Here is a 23,401-nt window from a genome sequence, read left to right as displayed (position 1 = left end):
TCCGTTCCTTTGGGAGCTTGGGCATGCGGCCTTTTTTTATGATGTCTTTCTCCTGCGCGCCCTCGGCTCCAGCACGTTCCTTCTGGAAGGGGCAGAGAATTTCTACGACTCGTTCAAGGTAGACCACTGTGACCGCTGGGGCCTGCCGTTGCCTTCGAGGAAGAACACCCTTGATTATAAGAACAGGGTGCTGGAGTCGGCCCTGAAGCATCTGGATTCCGGCCAGCCCGGCGCTGAGGAGACCTACCTATATCTGCTCTCCGTATTGCATGAAGACATGCACGGGGAGGCGTTTACCTACATGAGACAAACCCTGGAATACCCTGCTCCGATGCTCAGCATCACCAAGGATGGGTCGATCACACGCGAGATTGGTGGCGGTCCCTGGCCCGGAGACGTCGAGATCCCTGGAGAGGTATTTCAGTTGGGCGCCACGCCTGATCTAGCCTTCGTATTCGACAACGAAAAATGGGCGCATCCGGTACACATCGCCCCATTCAGGATCGCCAGGGCGCCTGTGACCAACAGCGAATTCGCTGAGTTCGTGAGCGATCGGGGCTACTTACGGCGCGAATTATGGAGCCCCCAGGGGTGGGTCTGGCACACCAAGACAGGTGCGCAACAGCCGGTCTATTGGCAACGTGGACAGAACGGCTGGCTGCGCAGGCATTTCGACCGGCTTGTTCCACTCGAAGCGTATGCCCCCGTCATCCACGTGAGCTGGTACGAGGCGGAAGCCTACTGTCAGTGGGCGAGCAGACGACTTCCCACCGAAGCGGAGTGGGAGATGGCCGCCAGCGCCGAGCCTACACCGGATGGAACGGGGATCACCGGTCGCAAGCGACGGTACCCCTGGGGCAATGAGCCCCCGACACCTGAGCACGCCAATCTGGATTCACGGATGTTGGGCTGCGTGGACGTAGGGGCGTTTTCCGCGGGCGATAGCGCCTTTGGATGCCGCCAGATGATCGGCAATATCTGGGAGTGGACCGCCTCCCCCTTCTATCCCTTCCCTGGATTTACGGTCGATTCCCCATATAGGGAATATTCAGCGCCCTGGTTCGGCTATCGCAAGGTCCTGAAAGGAGGAGCGTGGGCTACGCGCTCCCGCCTGGTCCGCAATACCTTTCGCAATTTTTTTCTACCGGATCGGCGGGATGTATTTGCAGGGTTTCGCACGTGCGCTCTATAAAGAGCTGCCCGAAGAAGGCAGGACCGAACAACGGGGGATGGGCTGCAGTATGGACTTCGCACTGACTCCAGACCACGAGGCCGTCCGCGACGCGACGCGCGAGTTCTGCCGCCGCGAGATCCTGCCGCACCTGCGCGACTGGGAGCGAGCCGAGCGGATCCCCGCCGACATTGTCCCTAAGATAGCCGCCCAGGGCTTGCTGGGTCTGTGCATCCCCCGCCGCTATGGCGGGTTAGGCTTGGATTACCTGAGCCTTGGCATCGTCAGTGAAGAGCTGGAGCGCGCCGATACCGCGTTTCGCGTCCTGATTGCAGTACACCTGGCGCTTAACTCGCTGGCCCTGTGTCAATGGGGCGATGAGGAACAAAAACAGCGCTATCTCATCCCGCAGGCGCGTGGCGAGAAGCTGGCGGCGTTCGCGTTGACCGAGCCGGACGCCGGAAGCGATGTGGCAGGCATCCGCGCGACCGCCCGGCGCGACGGCACACGCTACATCCTGAACGGTGAGAAGACCTGGATCAGCCTGGCCGACGTCGCCGATCATTTCCTGGTCTTTGCGTATACTGACCGTTCAGCCGGAGCGCGCGGCATCTCGGCGTTCATCGTCGAGCGCGGTTTTGACGGCGTGAGCAGTTCCAGTATCCACCACAAGTTGGGCGGGCGGATCGGCAACACCGGCAGCATCGTATTGCAAGAGGTGCGCGTGCCTGTTGAGAATCGGATCGGCGACGAAGGCGAAGGACTCAAAATCGCCCTGAGCGCCCTGGACAACGGCCGCTATACCGTAGCAGCCGGCGCGGTCGGTCTGATAGAGGCCTGTCTCGAGGCCAGCGTCGCGTACGCCGAGCAACGGCAAAGTTTCGGGCAACCTATCGGAAGGCACCAACTTATTCAGCAAAAGATCGCCCGCATGGTCGCGGGGCGCGACATCGGACGGCTGTTGTATTACCAGATCGGCTGGCTGAAGAATCGGGGGATGCGCTGTACGCGGGAGGTCAGCCTGGCCAAGTGGATCAACTGCGACAACGCCTTCCGGGCCGCCGACGACGCAGTCCAGATCCATGGAGCCTACGGCTACAGCGATGAGTTTCCGGTTGAACGCTACTTCCGCAACGCACGCGGGTCGCTGATCTATGAAGGCACGCAGGAGATCCACCGGTTGATACAGGCCGAATACGCGTTGGGCTATCGCACCGACAAGCCGCTCTCGCGACTCTTACCCCCTTATCCCTTTGCGGAGGACGCATAGTGGCCGGCGCCCTGGACGGCATTCGCGTTCTGGATCTGTCGCGGCATCTGGCTGGACCCTACTGCGGGATGATGCTGGGCGATCTGGGCGCGGAGGTCATCAAGATCGAACGCCCAGGCGTTGGTGATGAATCACGTCAGTGGGGGCCGCCGTTTTTTGGCGGGGAGTCGGCCTATTACCTGTGCTGCAACCGCAACAAGCAAAGCCTCACACTCAACCTCAAACATGAACGCGGCCTCGCCATTGCCCGCGAACTTGCCGGACGCAGCGATGTGGTCATCGAAAACTTTCGCGTCGGCGTCCTGGATCAACTCGGCTTGGGCTATGGAGATCTGAACGCCATTAACCCGCGCCTGGTGTACTGCTCCATTAGCGGCTTCGGGTACACCGGCCCCGACAGCGAGTTAGGGAGCTACGACTTTCTCATCCAGAGTCGCGGCGGCATGATGTCGATTACGGGCGAGCCCGGCGGCCCGCCCATGAAGGTCGGGGTCGCTATTGCGGATATCGCCGCCGGCCTGTTCGCCAGCAACGCGATCCTGTCGGCCCTGTTTGCCCGAGAGCGAACAGGCATCGGGCAGCATCTCGATATCGCGCTCTACGATTCGCAGATCGCATTACTGGCGAACGTGGCGAGCAACTACCTCTGTTCGGGCCAGGTGCCGGGCCGTTGGGGTAATGCGCACGGGAGCATCGTACCGTATGAAGCGTTTCAGGCAGCGGACGACTACCTGATCCTGGCCATCGGCAACGATGAGCAGTGGCAGCGATTCTGCGTCGCGGCGAGCGTCGCCGCATGGGCCACGGACCCGCGGTTCGCGGCCAATCCTGAGCGTGTAGCCAATCGAGAGGTTCTTGTCCCGCTGGTCCAGGATCTGCTCCGGGGCAAGACGGTCGCCGAGTGGCTGCAACTGTGTGCCGACGCTGATGTGCCGGCCGGACCGGTCAACACCATTGACAAAGTTTTCGCGGACCCGCAGGTGGATGCGCGAGGGATGCTCGTGCAGATGCCACACCCAACGTTAGGGACCGTGCGGCTAGCCGGCACACCCCTTAACCTCTCGGCGACACCGGCCCAGATGCGCCTGCCGCCCCCACTGCTGGGTGAGCACACCAACGCGATTCTCGCGCGTCTGCTTGCTTTGGATGATGCTGCTATTGCAGAGCTACGCCGGGATGGGGTCGTGTGAAAGAAGGCTCACCAACAAATGCCTAACCTACTACTCCATCCCCCGATGGGAGGCGTCCAACAACTCGACAGGGTGCATGACCCGGATCTGAAGCCCTCGCTCTCTCAGACCCTTCTCGATCTGGAGGGAGCAGCCGGGGTTGCCGCTTATCACTACCTGCGCCCCCGTCTCTTTGATCCGCTCGATCTTTCGATCCAGCAACTGCTGAGCCGGGTCGGGATGTAATAGATTGTAAATCCCGGCGCTCCCGCAGCAGAAGTCGGACTCTTTCAGCTCAACGAACCGAAGGCCGGGGATCGCCTTCAGAATCGTCCTCGGCTGCTGCCGAATCTTCTGACCGTGGGCGAGGTGGCAGGCATCGTGGTAGGTAACGATCAGGTTCAGCGGCCGGAGCTCGCCGCATAGCGGGGTCTCTGCCAGAAGTTCTGAGATGTCCCGCACCCGTGCGCTGAAGGTGTCAGCCTTTCCGGCATAGGCTGGGTCCGTCCGGAACAGCTCCCCGTATTCCTTCATGACCGAGCCGCATCCAGCTGCGTTGACGATGATATAATCCACGCCGGCCCGCTCGAAACAATCGATCACCTGTCTCGCCTTTATCTTTCCCTGTTCTCGCTCTCCCTCATGAACTAGAAGCGAGCCGCAGCACCCTTGATCCCTCGGTACGATCACCTCGTAGCCGTTGTCGCTCAAGACCCGGACCGTGGCGGCGTTCACGTGGGCGAAGAAGAACCGCTGGACGCAGCCGAGCAGGAGCCCCACCCGCCCACGCCTCTGACCTTTGGCTGGTGTAACCTCGGGTAGCTCACCCAGACGAGGGTCTACGATCTCGGGGAGAAGGGCCTCCATCCGACCCAAGCGACCTAAGCGACGCAAGAGCCCTGAACTCCGAATAAGCCGCTGCAGGCCGGATCGCTGATACAACCGAAGAAGGCTGGTCAGCGTCCGCAGGCGACCGAGATCGGTGAAGGTATGCAGCAGGAAATTGCGGAGACGCCGCTCGGCAGCAGGACGCTGATAACGCCGCTCAATCTGGCCTCTGGCCGCCTCCATGAGAAAGCCAAACTTCACGCCCGAAGGGCAGGCCGTCTCACAGGCCCGGCAGAGGAGGCAAAGGTCCATGTGTTTGGCGAAGTTGTCGGAGACGCCGATCTTTCCTTCGGAAGCAGTTCGGATGAGGTAGAGCCGTCCGCGCGGGCTATCCATCTCGTTGCCGAGGGCGAGGTAGGTGGGGCAGGTCGACAGACAGAACCCGCAGTGGATGCAGTCGAGAAAGAGTTCGGGATCAGGCGGATCGAGTTGATCGAAGGTGCAGGCGCCGATCTTTTTTGTTGGCTGGATCACCATCGGTCAATAACTTTTCGCCTTACGGCCTCGAGCGCGCGGGCGAAGCCTGCTTGCGAAGGGTCCGTATTCACGGGTGGGTTAGGGCGCGATTTCTATGAGCCTCGACGCTCGCCCACGGTTTAATCTTCGCCAGCTTAGCGCCGAAAGCCCGTTCCGCGACTTCGGTGTCATGCGCTGCCTGGGCACGCAGCCAGTAGCCGTTAGAAAGGCCGAAGAAGCGACACAGGCGCACGTAATCGGACAAGACATTAAAGTCATTTTGCTGGTGCCTATTGTCTCATATCATGAGGCATCGTAACCACAGTTAGTTGTTGTCGTTGATTGATTACCAGCTCTATCTGCAGCATCCGGATTCACCATAAGTCCGAGCCCTCCGTCTTAGCTTCTCCGCGTTCCTTCCGTCGGAACGGCATAGAGCGGGGCGTAAGAACCGTTTTGTCCTGTCTGCGGGTTAGACTATAATAGCATTTAATGCCATCGTAAGGGATCTCCTGAAAGGCGAGCGCGAGTACCGTGAAGATCTATACGCGGAAGGGCGATACGGGCGAGACCGGGCTGATCGGCGGGACGCGGGTGTTCAAATCTGCCCTGCGAGTCGAGGCATACGGCGATATAGACGAGCTGAACGCCGTCCTGGGCTGGATCGTAACCAAGTTGACGAACGAGTCGATCAGGCAAGACCTCGTACAGATCCAGCGCGACCTTTTTGCCGTCGGCGCGCAACTTGCCGATCCTACCGGCCATGTGGAGCAGAATGCCAGGAAGACCGGCCTTCACGAAGAAAGGGTTCGAGAGCTTGAAGGAATCATTGACCGGTACGATACCGTGCTGAGCCCGCTACGCGCCTTTATCCTGCCGGGCGGCTCAGAGGGTGGCGCGCTGTTCCACCTGGCCAGGGCTGTCTGTCGAAGGGCAGAACGGCGGATAGTCGCATTGTCCCGGGATGAGCCGCTCTCGCCTCCACTCATTTCGTATATGAATCGGCTCTCCGACCTCCTCTTCACCTTGGCCAGGGCGGTCAATCGTGATGCAGGGATCGAAGAGATTCCATGGTAGACAGGGAGAGGGCGGCTTGGCTATCTTGAAGGTGGCACGTCTGGGGCATCCGGTCTTACGTCAGGTCGCGCCGCCCGTCAGGCCGGAGACGATTCGAGAGGCGGAGATCCAGCGCCTCATCGATGATATGATCGAGACAATGCGGGAATACGAAGGCGTCGGGATCGCCGCGCCCCAGGTCCATGTCTCCAAGCAGATCGCCGTGATTGAGGCCGCTGGCAATCGGCGTTACCCCGACGCTCCGGATATCCCCCTCACGATTCTGATCAATCTGGAGGTGACCCCGCTCTCTCCTGACCTGGGGGACGACTGGGAAGGGTGCCTCAGCCTGATCGATCTCCGCGGGCAGACACCGCGGTACCAACAGGTGCGGGCAAAAGCGCTCGATCGAGAGGGCCGGCCGCTTGACTTTGTCGCCACCGAGTTCCATGCGCGGGTACTCCAGCATGAGCGCGACCACCTGCTGGGCAAGCTCTTTGTCGACCGGATGAAAAGTCTTGAGACGCTGTCTTACCTTCCCGAGTTCAGCCGTTACTGGAGTCGCTAAGCGATGATATGCCGACCCGAGGCGATCTGGTGAACCAGCAGCAAGTCGGCCGGGGGAAACGGGTAGGCGCTGATCTCAGCCGGAGTAATCCACCGACAGGCTTCACACCCGAGGGGGCGGGGTTCGCCGGCCAGGACGGTACAACGGTAAAAACGGAGCCGGATGTGACACCGAGAGTCGTAGTGTTCGGCGGAGGAGACCTGTTCGTGGACCGCAATGGTCAGTCCCAGTTCTTCCATGACCTCTCTTCTCAGGCAAGCCTCGAAGCTCTCGCCAGGCTGCCGCTTGCCGCCGGGAAACTCCCACAGCCCGCCCAGATGGGCGTCACCCAGGCGCTGAGCGATGAGGATCTTCCCATCCCTGACGATGAGACCGGCTGCTACCTCGACGGTCGGCGCGGCTTCGGACATGGTGTCTTTTCCTTATCCCACGGATAGGAGATGCAGAGTGGCTGCATGGGGCAGATCCGGCAGTTGGGCTTCCTGGCGGTGCAGATGAGCGCGCCGAAGTCCATCATGGCCTGGTTAAAGTCGTACGCTTTACCCTTGGGGATCAAGGCCTCCGATAGATCCCAGAGACGTTTCACTGACTTGGAACCGCTCCGGCGCATCGGACCAAGAAAAACCCGCTGCAGTAGCCGTTTCACGTTGGTATCAAGGATCGGGACGTCTTGGCGGAAGGCGAAGCTCATTACCGCGCCGGCGGTGTATCGGCCAATCCCCTTGAACGCCTGAAGGGCTTGCAGAGAGGCCGGGATTTTGCCACCATGCCGGCCGACTGCCTCTTGGGCGATGGTGTGCAGCCGGACCGGTCGGATATTATAGCCAAGCGGCCGCCACGTGGCCTCGACGTCGCTGACTGAGGCGCCGGCCAGCTCTTGCAGCGTGGGATACTTGCGGAGGAACTCCTGATACTTGGGAACGACCCGGTCAACCTGAGTCTGTTGCAGCATCATCTCCGAGACCAGAATCTTATACGGGTCGGAGGTCTTCCGCCAAGGCAGGTCGCGCTGGTGACGCGCATACCAGCGCAGGAGTCGCTGCTGGAATTTTCGCCTGATAACGGGATCCGGGAAGTGATTGTTGACGGGCGGCATCGGCTGTAGTGTAATAAGTCGCACATTTGATTTCAACCAGAAATCTCCCCTCACCTCCGTCCTCTCCGCACCTAGGGAGTACCCGGGAACGACGGGGACAGAAAGTGTGAGGTTACGGGTTTGTTTTCCTTTTCACCCCTCTCCCTTGAGGGAGAGGGTAGGGGTGAGGGTGGTAAATGACGAAAGAGCTGATGAAACCGGAGCGGTTTTTTCTGGAGAAGTTTGGCTTGACCGAGCGACACCTTGAACAGGGATTGGGCGCCGCCCTCGGCAGCCAGATCGACGACGCCGACCTGTACTTCGAGTACCGGATCAGCGAGTCGTTGGCGCTCGAAGAGGGGATGATTAAACAGGCGACGAAGAACATCAATCAAGGCGTTGGCGTCCGCGCCCTTGCCCACGAAAAGACCGGCTACGCCTTTTCCGACGAGATCAGTGTGGAGAACCTGGAGTTGGCCGGCTTGCGGGCCAAGGCGATCGCGGAGCGGGCGGATGCCGGTACGTCCCCACCGGTCAAGGTCGGCGGGGCGTTGCCTCATGACCTGTACCCGATTCGGGTCCAGCCGGTAGAGATTCCAACGGAGCAGAAGATTGATCTGCTTCAGCGCGTGGACGCCATCGCCAGAAAAGCAGACCCGCGAATCGTCCAGGTCATGGCGTCGTTCACGTGCGAGTCCAAGATCGTCCTGATTGCGACCTCTGCCGGCATCATGATCGGTGACATCCAGCCGCTCTCTCGTCTGAACATCACCTGCATCGCCCAGGATGGGACGAATCGACAGATAGGCACCTGGGGCGGAGGCGGCCGGGCCGACTTCGAGTTCTTCCTGGAGGATGGCCGCTTCGAACGCTATACCAAGGAGGCTGCCCGTCTGGCCATCATGAACCTCAATGCAGCCGATGCGCCTGCCGGGACGATGGACGTCGTCCTCGGCCCCGGATGGCCCGGCATTCTGCTGCACGAGGCGATCGGCCACGGCCTTGAAGGCGACTTCAATCGGAAGAAGACCTCAGCCTTCAGCGACCGGATCGGGCAGCGGGTGGCCTCGGAACTGGTCACCGTGGTGGACGACGGCACAATCCCGGGACGCCGCGGCTCGCTGAATGTGGACGACGAGGGGACGCCGACCCAGCGGACTGTTCTGATCGAGCGCGGAATCCTCCGCGGCTATATGCAGGATCGATTGAATGCGCGTCTGATGGGGATGGCGCCGACAGGTAACGGCCGACGCGAAAGTTACGCGCATCAGCCGATCCCCCGAATGACCAATACCTTCATGGAGCCTGGCGACTCAACCTCCGAGGAGATCATCGGGTCGGTCAAGCACGGCCTGTACGCCGTGACCTTCGGGGGTGGCCAGGTCGATATCACCAGCGGCAAGTTCGTCTTTTCGGCCAGTGAGGCGTACATGATCGAAGACGGAAAGATCACAAGGCCGGTCAAGGGGGCCACGTTGATCGGCCACGGTCCTGACGTCCTGACTCGAGTGACGATGGTGGGGAACGATCTGAAGCTGGACGAGGGGATCGGGACATGCGGGAAGGATGGGCAAGGGGTCCCCGTGGGCGTGGGGCTGCCGACTATCAAGATCGAAGGACTGACCGTGGGCGGGACCCTCGGTATGCCAAAGGGGGGGAGCGCTCAATGATCAGCCAGCAGATTGCCGAGGAGGTCTTGCAGGAGACGAAACGCAAGGGCGCCAGCGCAGCCGACCTGGTGCTGATCGAGAATGAGCTGGTCACGGCGCAGGTCAGGCTGCGGGAGACCGACACGCTCCGAAGCGCTAAAGAGGTCCGGCTTGGATTGCGGCTTTTTTTCGATAAACGGTCGGCCACCAGTTCGACATCCGATCTCTCCAAGGAATCACTTGCGCGATTGGTGGAAGATACGGCTGTTCTGGCCAAGGCGACCGCCCACGATGACTGTTCGGGTCTGCCCGCTGCAGAGGAGTGCGCCACGACTATCCCGGATCTTCATCTATACGATCCAGACGGCGAGACCCTTACCGTGAAGGACCAGCTTGAACGGGCTAAAGCGGCCGAAGAGGCAGCCCTGTCGTACGACAGTAGAATCACCAACTCCGAGGGGGCGGAGTTTACCAGCAATCTCTATCGGATCATCTATGGCAACAGCCAGGGTTTTGTAGGCCAGTATCGCAGCTCGACCTTCAGTCTGGCGGTCGCACCCATCGCCTCGGCCGAAGACGGCATGCAGCGCGATCACTGGTACTCTCGCGCGAGACACCTGAGCGCGCTGGAGCCGCCTGAGGCGATTGGACAACGCGCAGCCGAGCGAGCCCTCCAGCGCCTGGGCGCGCGCAAGATCAAGACCCAGGAGACCCCGGTAATCTTTGACCCCGAGACCGCCTCCAGTCTCATGCGTCTGCTCTGCGCGGCACTCTCCGGTTCTGCGCTTTACCGCGGGGCGTCGTTTCTGGTCGGCAAGCTGGGTGAGCAGATCGCCGCTGAGACCGTCACGGTTTACGATGACGGCACATTGCCAGGCCATCTGGGCTCTAAGCCATTCGATGGCGAAGGGCTGCCGACTCGCCGAAATACCGTCGTAGAACACGGCGTCCTGCGCAGCTACCTCCTTGACAGCTATTCGGCCCGCAAGCTTGGGATGAAGTCAACCGGCAACGCGAGTCGTGGCGTCGGCGACCTGCCGACCGCCTGGCCGACCAACTTCTGCCTCCAGTCCGGGCCGCATGATCCGGCCGAGATTATCCGCTCAGTAGATGCCGGGCTCTACGTAACCGAACTGATCGGCTTCGGCGTGAACCTCGTGACCGGCGACTATTCGCAGGGGGCGGTAGGGTTCTGGATCGAGAAGGGTGAGCTGGCCTATCCGGTGCACGAAATCACCATTGCCGGCAACCTCAAGGAGATGCTGTTGGGGATCGAGATGGTAGGCAACGATCTCAGCTTTCGCCAGAGCGTCGTCGCCCCTACCTTCAAGATCCGCCGCATGACCGTCGCCGGCCACTAATTCGTTCCGAGCGCGTCATTACAAGGAGCACAGCTTCGAAGTAATCTTGCTCCGGGAGGCACATGGCATGGAACATCGCAGGTTTGGTCGCACAGACGCTCAGGTATCGGAGATCGGTTTTGGGGCCTGGGGGATCGGCAAGGCGTGGTGGGGCGAGACCGATGATTCGCTCTCGATCAGAGCACTGATAAGGGCGCTGGAGTTAGGCGTCACCTTTATCGATACCGCACATGCCTACGGCGATGGGCACAGCGAGCGACTGATCGCCAAGGCCTTTAAGGAGGTCCGTCACCGCGTCTTTGTTGCGACCAAGGTTCCGCCGAAGAGCGGCGGGTGGCCACCCAAGGAGGGGACAACCGCGCGGCAGGCATTTCCCGCCGATTGGATCATCACGCAGACAGAGCAGAGCCTCCGAAACCTTGAAGCAGAGCGCCTCGACCTGCAGCAACTCCACGTTTGGCGAGATGAATGGCTCAGTGAGCCGGAGTGGCAAGAGGCGATACATCGATTAAAGCAGCAGGGGAAGATCCGCTTCTTTGGGGTCTCAATCATGGACCACCAGCCAGGTAGCGCGCTGGAACTCGTGCGATCCGGGCTGGTCGATACCGTCCAGGTGATCTATAACATCTTCGACCAATCTCCGGAGGAGGTCCTGTTCCCCCTGTGTCGGAAGCATGACGTCGGCGTGATCGCCAGGGTCCCCTTCGACGAAGGGGGCCTGACCGGCGGGCTTGCTCCGGACACAACCTTTCCCAAGAATTCCGTTCAGGACTTCTACTTTCGCGGGGACCGGCTGCGGGAGACGTGCGAGCGCGTCGATCAACTCAAACCGCTGCTGGGCAACGAGATCAAAACGGTGGCGCAACTTGCCCTGAAATTCTGTCTGAGTCACCCGGCGGTCTCAACCGTAATCCCCGGGATGCGCCGCCCGGAGCATGTGGAGGCCAACTGCTCAGTCTCCGACGGCAAGCCACTGCCATCCGAGACGCTGGCCGCCCTAAGGGCTCACGCCTGGCATAGGAACTTTTATCAGTAAGCAGAGCCAGGCCCTTCTCATCCGCTGTCCAACGCGGCATCGACATCAGGCCGCGGGGTAGCGTCCGCTATTCTGGCTCGTCATTCCGCGCGTGACAAGCCTGCCCCGTACTTGATACGGGGGAATCCAGTAGGACCCTTCTGGATACCGGCCTCCGCCGGTATGACGAACTCACGGTAAGCCGCCTGGAATGAATCTTCAGTGGATTCAACCATATCAAACGCCATATATTCATATGGTATAATCCCGAATCTTGTGTTAAGCTTGCCCAGTGAAAAAGGTACAGTTTGAATGGGATCCCAAAAAAGATGCTGAAAACCAGCTTGAGCATGGGGTACCGTTCTCCCTGGCCCAATACGCTTTTGCCGATCCTCATCGTGTCATCGCGGAAGACCTCGCTCACAGTAAGAGCGAGAAGCGCTATTTCTGTTTCGGCAAGGTCCGGGGCGGGTTTCTGACTGTCCGCTTTACCTATCGCGGAGGCGTGATTCGTATCTTCGGCGCCGGTTACTGGCGGAAAGGCAAGGCTATTTATGAGTACGAAAATCAAATACACCGATGAACCTTTCGAGGCCAAAGTCATTCGAGACTTCCTGCCTCCCCCCTCGGATCTCGCATTCCGAGAGCAAGGAGTGAAGATCACCATTGCTCTCAGCAAGAAAAGTGTTGATTTCTTCAAGTCTGAGGCAGCCAAACACCACACCCAGTACCAGCGCATGATTCGCCGACTTGTTGATGCCTATGTCGACTCTTACGCAAAGCCTCTAACGCCTCGTTTAACGCGCACCACTCGTAAGCGGGCAACTGGTTAGCTCGAGCGTGAGAGGTCCATTGTCTTCCCTGGGAGAACACAATGGCAATCTCGCTGGACGCCAGGGTCGATAATTTCCCAGAAGAGCGTCTGTTGTGTCTATTGCCACAATTGAGTCTTATCAGGCCGTAGGTCGGGTTAGCGCAGCGTAACCCGACAACTCGGCTGAACGCTGACGGCCTTTGTGGACTCCAAAAGCGGCTCACCCGATAGTTGGGCGTCAGGAGTAGTGCGCGTTGCCCTGGGTTCGCGTATATGCTAACATGCCATTATGTCCTTCGAGATCGAGTACTTCCACGAGCGGGTACTCCACGAGATTGAGTCGTGGCCCGTGGACGTCCTCGCAGACTACGCGCGCTTGGTCGAACTCCTGGCCGAATATGGACCAAGTCTCAGGCTTCCGTACTCGCGAGCTTGTGGTGATGGCTTGTTCGAACTTCGGCCTCGCGGTCGTTCCGGCATTGGCAGGGCGTTCTACTGCTTTCTCGTTGGCAAACGGGTCGTCGTACTGCACGCCTTCCTCAAGAAGTCACAGCATACGCCCGATCGAGAACTGAAGCTGGCGCGCAAGCGCCTGAAGGAGGTATCAGATGCCTGAACTGAAATTTAAGCCCGTTCGCCATAGCCATAAGGAATTCCTTGCCAAGGCGGCAACCCGCAAGGGATTCATCGAAGCGTACGACGCCCTTGCGCTTGAGTACCAGGTGGCCAACCAAATGCTCAAAGCACGGTCCCGTGCAGGTCTGACGCAAGACGCCGTCGCGGAACGCATGGGAACGACGAAGAGCGCGGTCTCCAGGCTCGAATCGGCCGGAAAGCACGCTCCGTCGCTCGCAACGCTCAAGCGATACGCCAAGGCTGTGGGGTGTGAGCTCCAAGTGCGCCTTGTACCGCAGAAGACCGCGTGACGCCCAACCTTTCGACCAGTCGGATCGCCTACGAGATGTGCTTTTAGACAACAGTGAGCTTCGCCCCAATATAGTACCGGCTCAGAGGGAATCCGCGCGGGCTACACCTTTGGCCCACTAGGGGTTCATTCCCCGCGGTTTGCCGTGAGTTCGTCATACCGGCGGAAGCCGGTATCCAGAGGGGCTCAGACCCAATGCCAAGCCGCGCTACGACACCATCGCGAAAGTCTGTGCGGCGCCTGGGGTGCGGCTGGTGGCGCTGCCGATTCATGCATGATTGTCAAAAGTTGACCGGCTGAGGAGATGGGTGCCACAACGGTGCCTAATTAGCGGCTCAGCCGGGCGAGTGCCCGATCGTGATAGATTACTGGAGGCCTCCACGCTTTCCCTCGAAAAGCCAATCCCGCCACCCGCTTCGCCACGAAAAGCCACGAAAAGCGCTTGACCGTCTCCCGGATTTGGCGTAATAGATCGTCAGTCACCTTTCTTCCCCTTGGAGAGGCCTGTCTGCCGCCAGGCAGGAAAAATAGCATGGGCATAATCCACCACCCCTCTGATCGAGGACGGCTACGACATCAGGATGATCCAAGAGTTGCTTGGCTATCGGGATGTGAGCACGATGATGGTCTTACGCACGTCCTGAATCGGGGTGGAAAAGGAGTACGCAGCCCAGCGGATGCGCTGGCACAGAGGCTCAGCCCCTCGCAGCTATCATGGAACTATGCCGACCCGTATAGCACGCAACACCTGCGTTGGGGATATGGTTGACAAGTGTGTGAATCGAAACGAGAATCACATGGACGTGTTCGCGCTGTATGCGCATACTATGCCGGTCAGTATGCTCAGCAGTTCGGCGGCAGGGCGAGTGAGGGATTCACATGGCTGATTCAAAGTCGATTCTGGATGTGCTGCAGGCGCTGAAGGTAGCGACCGACATCGTCAAAGCCTTCAGGGCTGCTGACGCGAGCTTCGAGAAGGCGGAGCTCAAATTCAAGGTTGCCGAGTTGGCCGATGCGCTAGCCAACGCTCGTCTCGGCGTGGTCGAAGCCCAGGAAGAAATCCTGGCGCAGAAGCAGCGCATCGCGGAACTCGAGACGGCGCAGGATCTTCGTGATCGCATCGTGCACCGAGAAAACGTGTATTTCGTGCGTGACGGTGAGACCGAGAAGGGCCCATACTGTCCTCGGTGCTTCGAGAGCGAGCAGAAGGTCATGCCGCTGACGGCCCTGTCTGGGCCGTTCCGGACCTTCGCGTACTACGCATGCCCGCAATGCAAAGCACAGTACTGACCACTCACGCTCGCCGAACCAAGCCGTGCAGCAGACTGTTGGCTCACGATGTTCGCCCTGCGGCTGCCAACTGCCGGTGTTAGGCTGTTACCGGGGGTAGAAGCGGTCTTAGTCGAAGCAAAACTATGGGTATACCGGGCCTTCAGGCGAAGGATATATTGACCAAAGCTGGCCTCGGAGAGTATGAGAAGGGCATGGTCTTTTTTTACTCAGGGCTGGTCGAGTTAAATATCATCCTCGATCTCGCGGAGCGTATTATCAATTTTCCTTTTGATCTGTTTGTCTTTCAGGATAGGACGATTTTTTTCACAATGGTTATGCAGAGCTTTTACGACTCCGCGATACTTATAATCACGAGGCTGGCCACGGACCAGAAAGGAAACGTGTATACCTTACGTCGTTTTAAGAACCGGGTAAAAGAGTTGGTCAAACCAGAATTCAAGACCTCATTCGAGGCGCTACTGAAAAAGGCTCGATTTGATGCAACAATAAACAACCTGCTTAAAAGGGCAGAACAGTTGCGAACGCATCGCATCGCACACACAACTCAAGATTGGATTTTAGGGAAGGTAAGGATCTCTCGCCCAAATATCTCTGAATTACAAGCGCTACGCACTGCCTTGAATAGCCTGTTTGACGCGCTTTCCTTCGAAGTAAAGTATAACATGTTGCCTCTAGCGTACGATCCTCGGGTTCTCCCGGCCTCCGGTGGCAAAGAGAAAACAGATATTGAAGAGTTGCTCGACTGCATCGCGAGGAACAGCCGACTGTTGAATATGCCTGAGACTCATCCAGATAGGTGGTCCCGCCGCCGGGCGCGTTTAACAGGGGACCAGATTAAGCAAGTAAATCACTACAGGCGTAAATTTAACCTGTCGGAGGTCTAGACCTTAATACAGCATGGTTGCATTGATCGGCAGCCACAGCCTAACCACGCTATGCATCTGACCGCCGGTAGGCCGTCGCTTTGGCGGCCGTTCTTGCTCTGGGCTACTTTGTGCCCCATGCGGCAGGTGATGGCTGGGCCGTTATATTTTCCATCGCAGCCCTCGGCTTGACACTGGGTAGGACGTCAAGAAAAAGAGAAGTTTCATGGCACGGCTGACTGAACAAGAACAACAAGAGATTATCCGATATATTGAGGCGGACAAACCGCTGCCGGATAAGTACCGCTTTCTGCTGTTCGAGGATAAGCGCGAGGTCGAACTGGTCTGGAACGGCAAGAGCAGCGAGGTCAGCAGCATTGTACTGCCCTTCCAGGTCATCGAGCAGGTGGACGAGCCGCGCGCTGAAAGGCCAGAGGATACATCACCACAAGGATTGCTTTTTGACGAGCGCGGCCGCCAGCGCAAGGGCTGGACGAACAAACTTATCTGGGGCGACAACAAGCTGATCCTCTCATCGCTGAAGAACGGCCCGCTACGTGAGGAGATTGAACAGCAGGGCGGTCTCAAGCTGATTTACATTGATCCGCCGTTTGACGTGGGCGCGGATTTTTCGATGGATATCGAAATCGGCGACGACACCTTCACGAAGAAGCCCAGCATTCTTGAAGAGATTGCCTACCGCGACACCTGGGGCAAAGGCGCCGATTCCTTCATCGCTATGATCTACGAACGGCTGATCATGATGCGGGATTTGCTGGCAGAGGATGGCAGTATTTATGTGCATATGGGAGCAAAGATCAGCCACCTTCTGCGCGTGGTTATGGAAGAGGTCTTCGGAAGGGACAACAATCGATCAGAATTGATTTGGAAACGTACTTCCGCACACGCAAACGTGACAAACAACTATGGCGCAATACACGACACCGTCCTATTTTTTTCAAAGACCGATCGCTGGTTATGGAACCAACAATACGCGCCCTATTCGAGGGAATATGTTGAGACGTTCTTCGATCAGGTTGACGAAAAAGGTCGCCGGTATTCGCGTCGGGATCTCACTGCTTCTATGACGCGAGCATCTAGCGGGCAGATATATACGTGGAAAGGAATCACGCCGACAAGCAGCCGCTGTTGGGCCATGACGAAAGAAAGAATGGATGAACTTGACGCACGGGGGCGTATCCACTGGCCAGCAAACAAAGAAGGGATGCCGCGTCTTAAATATTACGCTGACGAAGCGCCTGGAGTACCGCTTCAAGACATTTGGGATGACGTTGGAGCGATGCACAATCTGTCGGACGAACGACTGGCCTATCCAACTCAAAAGCCCGAGTCATTTGTTGAGCGATTCATCAGAACTTCATCCAACGAAGGCGACCTGGTGGCCGACTTCTTCTGCGGCTCCGGCACCACCGCCGCAGTAGCCGAAAAGCTGGGGCGCGAGTGGATCGTCAGCGACTTGGGCAAGTTCGCCATCCACACCACCCGCAAGCGGCTGATTGGCGTCCAGCGGCAGCTCAAAGCCGAAGGCAAGGACTACCGCGCCTTCGAGATCCTCAACCTGGGCAAGTACGAGCGCCAGCACTATATCGGCGTCAACCCCAATCTGCGCGAGGCGGAACAGCAGAAGCAGCTCGCGGAGAAGGAAGCCGCCTTCGTTGACCTCATCTTGCGGGCCTACCGCGCCGAAAGGACCGAGGGTTTTAACACCTTCCACGGCAAAAAGGCCGGGCGGCTGGTGGCGGTGGGACCAGTCAACTTGCCGGTAACGCGCCTGTTCGTGGAAGAAGTTATTCTGGAATGTCGCCAGAAGCACATCACCCGCGTGGACATTCTGGGCTTTGAGTTCGAGATGGGCTTGTTCCCCAACGTGCTGGACGAAGCCCGCGCCAAGGGCATCGACATCGCCCCTAAGTACATCCCCGCCGAGGTGTTCGATAAGCGGGCCGTGGAAAAGAACCAAGTGGTCTTTCACGATGTCTCGTTCATCGAGGTCAAGCCGCACGTCAAGAAGAACAGCGTGGCGGTGGAACTGACCGACTTCTCAGTCTTTTATTCGCAGGATTCCATCGCCAACGCGGAGGCGACGCTTAAGGACAAGTCCAGCAAGATCGTCGTGGAAAAAGGCCAGATGGTGAAGGTAAGCAAGGACAAGAACGGCGTCGTCACCCGCGAACGCCTCACAAAGAAATGGACGGACTGGATCGATTACTGGGCGGTAGATTTCAACTTTGAGAGTAAGCGCGAAATTGTTCGGGTACCAATAAATCCCCCCAACCCCCCTTTAACAAAGGGGGGAAGCGAAGCGGGGGGATTTGAGGAAGTCTGGACCGGGGATTACATTTTTGAAAACGAGTGGCAATCCTTCCGCACCAAGAAAGACCGCAAGCTGGAACTGACCAGCGTCTTTCACGAATGCCAGCCTGGGCGGCGCAAGTTGGCGGTCAAGGTGGTGGACATCTTCGGCACCGACACCATGACCATCGTTGAGGTGAGGGTGTGAAGCTCACACTGCCAGAGATTCGGCATGACCTGCCAGGTTTCCAAGGGTTGGTGCGCCTGGAGGCAGAAACGAAGGCTTGCTTCTTCGATGAGATCGATATCGACATGGGTGCGGTCACCTGGTTTGACGCCGATATGTGCGCGGCATTGGGCGCGATCCTTTATCATCTAGGCGAAAATCTGAATGCAGTCAAGTTGACCAACATCCGCCCCGGTGTCGAAAATATTCTGTCAAAGAACGGTTTTCTCAGTCATTATGGGCGTAAACAAATACCTGATCGCTGGGGAACGACTATTCCCTATCAGCGCTTCGATGTCAAAGACGACCGTTATTTTTCCGACTATATCGAGAATGAGCTGATTCATCGTTCCGAGATGCCGGCCATGTCACCGGGGCTACTGAAGAAATTCCGTGAAAGTATTTTTGAAATATTCAGCAATGCCGTACAGCATTCGCGCACTGAGATGGGAATCTTTAGTTGCGGGCAGTTTTTCCCAGCGCGGCACCGGCTTAATTTTTCGGTGGCTGATCTAGGTATCGGCATGCGTCAAAACATAAAAGACAATACCGGGCTTGACCTTTCACCGGTAGCCGCGATTATCTGGGCATTTGAGGGGCGTAATACAACCAAGCGTGGCCGGGTGCCTGGCGGATTGGGGCTAAAGCTGCTCGGTGAGTTCATCGATTTGAACGGCGGCTGTATTCAGATTATGTCGGACGCGGGCTATTGGCGGCGGGAAAATGGCAAGACCGTCACCACGCCGTTAAGCCACCCCTTCCCCGGCACTGTGGTCACTGTGGAAATCAATACGGCTGATATGAACTCATACAAGCTTACTTCTGAATTAAACGCAGCGGACATTTTTTGAGGTGGCGATGATGCAAAAAGACGTGACGATATCCATATTCGAGGTGGTGGGCAGCCCCTTGTGTGTTGCCTCCGGCGATGGGCAGAAGGTATATGAGCGCCTCGCGTCGGCCCTTAAAGAAGGCCGGGGGGTGTTGCTCTCGTTTCACAATGTTTCCACAATGACCTCGGCGTTTTTGAACGCCGCAATAGGTCAGATGTACGGGGAATTCAGCGAAGAGCAAATTCGCGCCTTGCTTAAGGTACAAGACATGCAGCCGGATGATCTGGCGCTGCTGAAGCGAGTGGTGGAAACTGCCAAGCAGTACTTCAAAGACCCGCAGAAATTCGACCAGGCCGTTCGGGATACGCTGGGAGATGAGAACGATGGCGAATAAGGTATTGGCAGTGGCCAATTACGATTTCAAGTCCGAAGACGAACTGTTCGTGGACACCAACGTATGGCTGTTTGTCTATGGCCCACAAAAGCCGAGGGACGCGAGGGTGGCGGTATATTCGCATGCGCTCGCAAAAATTCTTGCCGCGCAATGCCGCATCTATATTGATGTTCTGATTGTTTCGGAATTCATAAATACGTATGCCAGATTGAAATGGAACGTCATGGGTAAGCCATACACCGATTTTAAGCGATTTCGAAAAAGCGCAGATTTCACGTCCGTTGCCCGAGACATAGCTGCTGATGTCAGGCGTGTACTGAATCACTGTTTGCGGATAGAAAATGGTTTTGAGGCATTGGATATAGATGGAGTGATTGCTGAATACGCGGCGGGGGGTTCCGATTTTAACGACCAGGTCATCACAGCATTGTGCAAAACAAGAGGATTGAAGCTAGTCACGGATGATGGTGATTTCAGCGGTCGTGGCATCCCGGTTGTAACGGCGAACAGTCGTTTGCTGGTTTAACTTTATGGCGCTTCATCCCAACTTCCCCGAATCGCCCCATGCCATCCTCGACCCTGCCCTGCGCTGGTTCCCGGCGGATGAGGCCCTGCGGGAATCCAGCATGGACAAACTGATGCCGCCGCTGGTGCCGCAACTGCGCAAGAATGTGAAGGAATGGCGGGATAGTGGCTACGCGGGGGCGACGGACACGAGCAAAAGCCTGCTCAACTGGTGGTTCAACACCTCGCACCTGCTCCCCCAAGCCGACCTGTCTGCGTGCGGCCACGCACAGGCAGGCGGCACTATGGCCGAGTTTCAGTATTACTTCGCCCAGCGCGAGGCGCTGGAAACGATTGTCTATCTGTACGACGTTGTGGGCGTACAGGACAAATACGACCTGATGCGCTTCGACAGTTCCGGCGCGGTCTCTACCGGCATGTTTGACGAAACCTGGCGGCGCTTCGTGGTGAAAATGGCGACCGGCACCGGTAAGACCAAGGTGCTGAGCCTGGTGCTGGCCTGGAGCTTTTACCACAAGCTGTACGAGCCGGAGTCGCAGCTTGCGCGCAACTTTCTGGTGATCGCCCCTAACATCATCGTGTTGGACCGCATCTATAAGGATTTTCAGGGCCTGCGCATCTTTTTGAAAGACGACCCGGTCATTCCCGACAACGGTATGGACGGTCGCAACTGGCGCGACGATTTCCAACTGACTCTGCACCGGCAGGACGAGGTGCGCATCACCCGCCCCACCGGCAACATCTTTCTGACCAATATCCATCGAGTTTACGCCGGAGACGACATTCCACCCTCGCCTGATGACGAAGACACGATGGATTATTTTCTCGGCAAGCGGCCCAGCGGCGCGACCACCGACTCCAAGGTGGACTTGGGCATGATCGTGCGGGACATTGACGAGCTGGTGGTGCTCAACGACGAGGCGCATCATATTCACGACCCGCGCATGGCCTGGTTCAAATCTATCGAGGACATCCACAACCGGCTGAAGCAAAAAGGGTCCGCCCTTTCGCTGCAAGTGGACGTGACCGCCACGCCCAGGCACAACAACGGCGCGATTTTCGTGCAGACCGTGGCCGATTACCCGCTGGTGGAGGCCATCTCGCAAAACGTGGTCAAGCACCCCGTCGTGCCCGATGCCGCCAGCCGCGCCAAACTGATGGAGCGCCAAAGCGCCAAGTATACCGAGAAATACACCGACTACATTCACCTGGGCGTGATCGAGTGGCGCAAGGCGTATGCCGAGCATGAAAAGATGGGCAAGAAAGCCATCCTGTTTGTGATGACCGACGACACCAGGAATTGCGACGATGTGGCCGAGTATCTGCGAAACACCTATCCAGAATTTGCTGAAAAAGACGCGGTACTGGTCATTCACACGAAGAACAATGGTGAGATTAACGAACCAACGACGGGCAAAGCCAAAGAGGAGTTGGACGACCTGCGCAAGAAAGCCAACGCGATTGATGGCATGGATAGCCCCCACAAAGCCATCATCTCCGTGATGGTGCTCAAAGAGGGCTGGGACGTGCGCAACGTCACGACCATTGTGGGACTACGCGCCTATTCCGCCAAGAGCAACATCCTGCCGGAACAAACCCTGGGGCGCGGCCTGCGTAAGATGTACCCCGGCGGCCTGGAAGAATACGTCAGCGTCGTCGGCACGAATGCCTTTATGGATTTTGTGGAATCCATCCAGGATGAAGGCGTGGTGCTGGAGTGCAAGCCGATGGGCGAAGGCACGCAAGCGAAGACGCCGCTGGTGGTGGAGGTTGACAAGGAGAATGAGAAGAAAGACATCGACGCGATGGATATCGAAATCCCGGTGCTGACTCCTCGCGTCTATCGGGAATACAAAAACCTGAGTGCTCTGGATGTGGGGGCGCAGGGGTATCAGCGCGTGGCGTACCTGCAATTCAGCGAGGAGGAGCAGCGGGAGATCGTCTTTAAGGACATCACCACCGGCGAGGTGACGCACACCACCATTCTCGACACAGCGGGCATTGCCGATTACAGCAGTGTGATCGGCTACTTCGCGCAGACCATGATGAAGGACTTGCGGTTGGTCAGCGGCTACGACGTCCTGTATGGCAAGGTCAAGGCGTTTATTCGGGACCAGTTGTTTGACCGGCCGGTAGACCTGGAAAGCCCTAACACCCTGCGGAACCTTTCAGAACCGGCAACTACCAGGACCTTGCTCGAGACGTTCAAGAAGGCGATCAATGCCCTCACCGTGCAGGACAAAGGCGATGCCGAAATCCGCGATACCATCAAGCTGCGGCAGATGCGCCCTTTTGTAGCCAAGGATCAGGGCTACCTCATCCCGAAGAAGAGTGTCTTTAACCGTATCATCGGGGACAGTAACTTTGAACTGCGATTTGCTCGCTTTCTGGATGACTGCGACGATGTGGTGTCTTACGGCAAGAACTACATGGCCGTGCATTTCAAGCTGGATTACGTGAACGCTGATGGCGACATCTCCAACTATTACCCGGACTTTCTCGTCAAACTATCCGCTAAACGGATTTTCATGGTCGAGACCAAAGGACAGGAAGAGCTGGACGTGCCGCTGAAGATGGAGCGGTTGCGGCAATGGTGCGAGGACATCAACCGGGTGCAGTCGGATGTGACCTATGACTTTGTGTACGTGGACGAAGACAGCTTTGAGAAATATAAGCCCGCCTCTTTCCGGCAATTGGTTGCCGGCTTCAGAGAATACAAAGAGAAAATATAGTTTATTCTCAGGAGTCCTTGGAGCCACCCATTCATCATGAAGATCTATATTCAGACGCTTACTGCCATCCTGGAAAGGAGGTCCGGGCCTGGCATACTCCCGATAAATCCCCCACCCCCCTTTGACAAAGGCGAAGAAGAATTTTGGTAGAGTTGTCGGGTTACGCTGCGCTAACCCGACCTACGGCTACTCTGTAAGTGGTCAAAAAGACAGGTAGGAATGGATGACGTGCGAAGGGGTAGATGGGATGGTGTGGAGCTCCAGAGTGTCAAGGATTGTCAGATAGTTGTGACAACATTGCACTACTGTCCCAACGTCAGAGGCGTAAAATCAACTGGTTGCCGTCATCGCTCTCCGGCGTTTCGTAATCGACCAGCGCAAGCGCTTGTTCAATGGGCGTTTTCTCGAAAAGGGTCACGCTCAAAATCTGTAGAATTGTGTAGAGGCTCCGATCCAGTTGCAGGCGTTTCTTGACGATGGCGACGAGCACATACACGGAGATCGCGATCCAGATTTGGGTCTTGACCGCGTTTTCGGTCGTGCCATAAAACGCTTTGATCCGTAGGTGCTGCTTGATCCATTTGAAGAAGAGTTCGACCTGCCAGCGGCATTGGTACAGCTGCGCAATCACGAGGGCGGGGAGGGAGAACTGGTTGGTCAGGAAGACAAGCCGCCGCTTGGTCTCGGTATCGTAGTACCGGATACGGCGGAGCTTCTCGGGGTAGTCTCTGTGCGAGTAAAAGCCGGCGACGGTGATGATTTGGTCGGCCTGGACCCCGGTCGATTTGTCCACCGGTTGGGAATA

At 57.7% G+C, this 23,401-nt stretch carries 22 protein-coding genes and 1 pseudogene; 19 read left to right on the top strand and 4 right to left on the bottom strand.

Features of this window, described 5'->3' with window-relative positions:
* The 3 genes from KGL31_08020 to KGL31_08010 form a co-directional block, all read left to right on the top strand.
* On the top strand, positions 1 to 1,192 hold a 1,192-nt coding region (locus tag KGL31_08020; protein MDE2321845.1), incomplete at its 5' end, for an SUMF1/EgtB/PvdO family nonheme iron enzyme.
* Positions 1,193 to 1,241: 49 nt separating this feature from the next.
* Positions 1,242 to 2,441: an acyl-CoA dehydrogenase family protein gene (locus KGL31_08015; protein MDE2321844.1), complete on the top strand. Its 1,200-nt coding sequence runs from the start codon at positions 1,242 to 1,244 to the stop codon at positions 2,439 to 2,441.
* Complete coding sequence (locus tag KGL31_08010) at positions 2,441 to 3,631, top strand: CoA transferase (GenBank protein MDE2321843.1); 1,191 nt, start codon at positions 2,441 to 2,443, stop codon at positions 3,629 to 3,631. Before KGL31_08015 ends, KGL31_08010 begins: the two co-directional genes overlap by 1 nt.
* Positions 3,632 to 3,661: 30 nt before the next feature.
* On the opposite strand, the gene KGL31_08005 is transcribed toward KGL31_08010, so the two are convergent.
* Positions 3,662 to 4,975 (bottom strand): 4Fe-4S dicluster domain-containing protein, encoded by a 1,314-nt coding sequence (locus tag KGL31_08005; GenBank protein ID MDE2321842.1) that lies wholly within the window; start codon positions 4,973 to 4,975, stop codon positions 3,662 to 3,664.
* 513 nt (positions 4,976 to 5,488) lie between these two features.
* Between KGL31_08005 and KGL31_08000 the strand changes: the two genes are divergently transcribed.
* On the top strand, positions 5,489 to 6,031 hold the full coding sequence (locus tag KGL31_08000; protein ID MDE2321841.1) for a cob(I)yrinic acid a,c-diamide adenosyltransferase: 543 nt from the start codon (positions 5,489 to 5,491) through the stop codon (positions 6,029 to 6,031).
* A gap of 16 nt (positions 6,032 to 6,047) precedes the next feature.
* Complete coding sequence (def, locus tag KGL31_07995) at positions 6,048 to 6,578, top strand: peptide deformylase (protein MDE2321840.1); 531 nt, start codon at positions 6,048 to 6,050, stop codon at positions 6,576 to 6,578.
* Here the strand turns inward: def and KGL31_07990 are convergent.
* Both KGL31_07990 and KGL31_07985 read right to left on the bottom strand, forming a co-directional pair.
* Positions 6,575 to 6,988 (bottom strand): (deoxy)nucleoside triphosphate pyrophosphohydrolase, encoded by a 414-nt coding sequence (locus KGL31_07990; GenBank protein MDE2321839.1) that lies wholly within the window; start codon positions 6,986 to 6,988, stop codon positions 6,575 to 6,577. The genes def and KGL31_07990 overlap by 4 nt on opposite strands.
* Positions 6,958 to 7,674, bottom strand: coding sequence for an A/G-specific adenine glycosylase (locus tag KGL31_07985; protein MDE2321838.1), 717 nt, complete (start codon positions 7,672 to 7,674; stop codon positions 6,958 to 6,960). The genes KGL31_07990 and KGL31_07985 overlap by 31 nt, the downstream gene beginning before the upstream one ends.
* 176 nt (positions 7,675 to 7,850) lie before the next feature.
* On the opposite strand from KGL31_07985, the gene tldD reads away from it, so the two are divergent.
* The 14 genes from tldD (at position 7,851) to KGL31_07915 (ending at position 22,596) form a co-directional block, all read left to right on the top strand.
* A complete protein-coding gene (gene tldD / locus KGL31_07980; protein ID MDE2321837.1) occupies positions 7,851 to 9,323 on the top strand; it encodes a metalloprotease TldD in 1,473 nt (490 codons plus the stop codon).
* Entirely contained in the window at positions 9,320 to 10,663 is a 1,344-nt protein-coding gene (locus KGL31_07975) for a TldD/PmbA family protein (protein ID MDE2321836.1), read from the top strand. Before tldD ends, KGL31_07975 begins: the two co-directional genes overlap by 4 nt.
* Positions 10,664 to 10,730: 67 nt before the next feature.
* On the top strand, positions 10,731 to 11,699 hold the full coding sequence (locus tag KGL31_07970) for an aldo/keto reductase (GenBank protein MDE2321835.1): 969 nt from the start codon (positions 10,731 to 10,733) through the stop codon (positions 11,697 to 11,699).
* Between the two features lie 271 nt (positions 11,700 to 11,970).
* On the top strand, positions 11,971 to 12,261 hold the full coding sequence (locus tag KGL31_07965; protein ID MDE2321834.1) for a BrnT family toxin: 291 nt from the start codon (positions 11,971 to 11,973) through the stop codon (positions 12,259 to 12,261).
* Positions 12,233 to 12,511: a hypothetical protein gene (locus KGL31_07960; GenBank protein MDE2321833.1), complete on the top strand. Its 279-nt coding sequence runs from the start codon at positions 12,233 to 12,235 to the stop codon at positions 12,509 to 12,511. The genes KGL31_07965 and KGL31_07960 overlap by 29 nt, the downstream gene beginning before the upstream one ends.
* Before the next feature lie 270 nt (positions 12,512 to 12,781).
* Entirely contained in the window at positions 12,782 to 13,108 is a 327-nt protein-coding gene (locus tag KGL31_07955; GenBank protein MDE2321832.1) for a type II toxin-antitoxin system RelE/ParE family toxin, read from the top strand.
* The gene (locus KGL31_07950; GenBank protein ID MDE2321831.1) at positions 13,101 to 13,418 is read left to right on the top strand and encodes a helix-turn-helix transcriptional regulator; all 318 of its coding nucleotides are present in this window, start codon (positions 13,101 to 13,103) and stop codon (positions 13,416 to 13,418) included. Before KGL31_07955 ends, KGL31_07950 begins: the two co-directional genes overlap by 8 nt.
* Positions 13,419 to 14,296: 878 nt before the next feature.
* Positions 14,297 to 14,707: a hypothetical protein gene (locus KGL31_07945; protein MDE2321830.1), complete on the top strand. Its 411-nt coding sequence runs from the start codon at positions 14,297 to 14,299 to the stop codon at positions 14,705 to 14,707.
* Between the two features lie 194 nt (positions 14,708 to 14,901).
* On the top strand, positions 14,902 to 15,594 hold the full coding sequence (locus KGL31_07940) for a hypothetical protein (GenBank protein ID MDE2321829.1): 693 nt from the start codon (positions 14,902 to 14,904) through the stop codon (positions 15,592 to 15,594).
* Positions 15,595 to 15,799: 205 nt separating this feature from the next.
* Complete coding sequence (locus KGL31_07935; protein MDE2321828.1) at positions 15,800 to 18,094, top strand: site-specific DNA-methyltransferase; 2,295 nt, start codon at positions 15,800 to 15,802, stop codon at positions 18,092 to 18,094.
* Positions 18,091 to 18,963: an ATP-binding protein gene (locus KGL31_07930; GenBank protein ID MDE2321827.1), complete on the top strand. Its 873-nt coding sequence runs from the start codon at positions 18,091 to 18,093 to the stop codon at positions 18,961 to 18,963. The genes KGL31_07935 and KGL31_07930 overlap by 4 nt, the downstream gene beginning before the upstream one ends.
* A 10-nt stretch (positions 18,964 to 18,973) precedes the next feature.
* Positions 18,974 to 19,339, top strand: a complete 366-nt coding sequence (locus KGL31_07925; protein ID MDE2321826.1) for an STAS-like domain-containing protein — start codon at positions 18,974 to 18,976, stop codon at positions 19,337 to 19,339.
* Positions 19,329 to 19,865, top strand: coding sequence for a PIN domain-containing protein (locus KGL31_07920; GenBank protein MDE2321825.1), 537 nt, complete (start codon positions 19,329 to 19,331; stop codon positions 19,863 to 19,865). Before KGL31_07925 ends, KGL31_07920 begins: the two co-directional genes overlap by 11 nt.
* Positions 19,866 to 19,869: 4 nt before the next feature.
* On the top strand, positions 19,870 to 22,596 hold the full coding sequence (locus KGL31_07915; protein ID MDE2321824.1) for a DEAD/DEAH box helicase family protein: 2,727 nt from the start codon (positions 19,870 to 19,872) through the stop codon (positions 22,594 to 22,596).
* Positions 22,597 to 22,981: 385 nt separating this feature from the next.
* On the opposite strand, the pseudogene KGL31_07910 reads toward KGL31_07915, so the two are convergent.
* Positions 22,982 to 23,401: pseudogene (locus KGL31_07910) on the bottom strand (transposase).

The organism is Candidatus Methylomirabilota bacterium (genome assembly GCA_028870115.1).
Taxonomy (GTDB): domain Bacteria; phylum Methylomirabilota; class Methylomirabilia; order Methylomirabilales; family Methylomirabilaceae; genus Methylomirabilis.
This window is presented reverse-complemented; position numbering and strand designations above follow the sequence as displayed.

Excerpts from the sequence above, each read along its gene's own strand:
- KGL31_07970 (MDE2321835.1), top strand. The coding sequence starts at position 10,731 with ATGGAACATCGCAGGTTTGGTCGCACAGACGCTCAGGTATCGGAGATC.
- KGL31_07960 (MDE2321833.1), top strand. The coding sequence starts at position 12,233 with ATGAGTACGAAAATCAAATACACCGATGAACCTTTCGAGGCCAAAGTC.
- KGL31_07950 (MDE2321831.1), top strand. The coding sequence starts at position 13,101 with ATGCCTGAACTGAAATTTAAGCCCGTTCGCCATAGCCATAAGGAATTC.
- KGL31_07990 (MDE2321839.1), bottom strand. The coding sequence starts at position 6,988 with ATGTCCGAAGCCGCGCCGACCGTCGAGGTAGCAGCCGGTCTCATCGTC.
- KGL31_07935 (MDE2321828.1), top strand. The coding sequence starts at position 15,800 with ATGGCACGGCTGACTGAACAAGAACAACAAGAGATTATCCGATATATT.
- KGL31_07920 (MDE2321825.1), top strand. The coding sequence starts at position 19,329 with ATGGCGAATAAGGTATTGGCAGTGGCCAATTACGATTTCAAGTCCGAA.
- KGL31_08005 (MDE2321842.1), bottom strand. The coding sequence starts at position 4,975 with ATGGTGATCCAGCCAACAAAAAAGATCGGCGCCTGCACCTTCGATCAA.
- KGL31_07940 (MDE2321829.1), top strand. The coding sequence starts at position 14,902 with ATGGTCTTTTTTTACTCAGGGCTGGTCGAGTTAAATATCATCCTCGAT.
- KGL31_08015 (MDE2321844.1), top strand. The coding sequence starts at position 1,242 with ATGGACTTCGCACTGACTCCAGACCACGAGGCCGTCCGCGACGCGACG.
- KGL31_07915 (MDE2321824.1), top strand. The coding sequence starts at position 19,870 with ATGGCGCTTCATCCCAACTTCCCCGAATCGCCCCATGCCATCCTCGAC.
- KGL31_07955 (MDE2321832.1), top strand. The coding sequence starts at position 12,782 with ATGTCCTTCGAGATCGAGTACTTCCACGAGCGGGTACTCCACGAGATT.
- tldD (MDE2321837.1), top strand. The coding sequence starts at position 7,851 with ATGACGAAAGAGCTGATGAAACCGGAGCGGTTTTTTCTGGAGAAGTTT.
- KGL31_07985 (MDE2321838.1), bottom strand. The coding sequence starts at position 7,674 with ATGCCGCCCGTCAACAATCACTTCCCGGATCCCGTTATCAGGCGAAAA.
- KGL31_07975 (MDE2321836.1), top strand. The coding sequence starts at position 9,320 with ATGATCAGCCAGCAGATTGCCGAGGAGGTCTTGCAGGAGACGAAACGC.
- KGL31_07945 (MDE2321830.1), top strand. The coding sequence starts at position 14,297 with ATGGCTGATTCAAAGTCGATTCTGGATGTGCTGCAGGCGCTGAAGGTA.
- KGL31_07925 (MDE2321826.1), top strand. The coding sequence starts at position 18,974 with ATGCAAAAAGACGTGACGATATCCATATTCGAGGTGGTGGGCAGCCCC.